This is a genomic window from Serratia sp. A07 (genome assembly GCF_058725505.1).
Genome location: NZ_JBZXDO010000246.1, coordinates 1 through 582, shown reverse-complemented (window position 1 = coordinate 582; position 582 = coordinate 1). Strand labels below are relative to the sequence as shown.

Here is a 582-nt window from a genome sequence, read left to right as displayed (position 1 = left end):
ACCTGCTCGAGCTCACCGTTTTGTTCCAGTGACTCATGGAGCGTAATCAGATCAATCGGCTGCTGAACAGCCATCAGACGAGCCATCGCCTGGAAAATGCGACGATGTACCGCCAGATAAAAATCACGATCTCCAACTAATGGCAGAATGTCATCCCACCGCTCGTTATCCAGCATCAAGCCACCAAGAACGGCCTGCTCGGCATCCGAAGAATAAGGAATATGCATATCAACCATGGCGCACCTCCGATCCTTCACCGTCAGTTGTTAACGGGTGCCCAAGAAAAGTCGGGCAGCAAGAACAGACACCCAGCCCAGTTTCACGATTGACCTTGAGCCAACTGCATGGTTTGCTGTTTTTATCCAGGCAAGCATGGCCATCTGTACAACCGCACCCTACGCAAGTTGCCTCTTTTAGGTGAGTATTCTCGGCATCGGTGCCACAGATGTGCTCAAGAACCGCGGTGGCCTCATACGGAGCCTCGGCCATTTCGTGAAGACATTCAGCATCATAGAAGCTGGCAGCATGATTGGTTTTTGCCATCATCAACGCATGCATTTTCAACATGCGGCGCAGCGCATT

1 protein-coding gene and 1 pseudogene are annotated in these 582 nt (G+C 51.5%); both read right to left on the bottom strand.

Annotation, left to right across the window (positions count from 1 at the left end; all coding sequences use genetic code 11):
- Positions 1 to 236 (bottom strand): DnaB-like helicase N-terminal domain-containing protein (locus AC4PR2_RS29560; protein ID WP_492176132.1); only part of this gene is annotated, 236 nt, incomplete at its 3' end.
- Positions 229 to 582: pseudogene (locus AC4PR2_RS29555) on the bottom strand (hypothetical protein); the annotation flags it as partial. The gene AC4PR2_RS29560 and the pseudogene AC4PR2_RS29555, both read right to left, overlap by 8 nt.